This window comes from Paraburkholderia sp. EG286B, from assembly GCF_040965655.1.
Lineage (GTDB): Bacteria > Pseudomonadota > Gammaproteobacteria > Burkholderiales > Burkholderiaceae > Paraburkholderia.
In genome coordinates, this window is sequence record NZ_JBFRCF010000245.1 from 1 (window position 1) to 255 (window position 255).

Below are 255 nucleotides of genomic sequence, written 5' to 3' on the forward strand. Positions count from 1 at the left end.
CAACCGCTGAGCATCCGAGCGTTTCCTGGAAATGCCGCATGAACGTGGCGCGGGACATATTGCACAAGGCGGCCAGCTCGGGCAGGTTCCAGCCGCGAGCGGGATCGGAGAACATCGCCGAAATCGCGGGGGCCAACCGTGGGTGGCCAGCCAGCGCCAACAAGCCTGTTGGGGCCTGCTCGGATTTACTTGCCTCGCGCAGCACGATGGTGAACAGCGCCGAACTGAGCGAATTAAGGACGGCGTAGCCGCCCA

At 63.9% G+C, this 255-nt stretch carries 1 pseudogene; it reads right to left on the reverse strand.

Features of this window, described 5'->3' with window-relative positions:
* A pseudogene (locus AB4Y42_RS44605) lies at positions 1-255 on the reverse strand (AraC family transcriptional regulator); the annotation flags it as partial.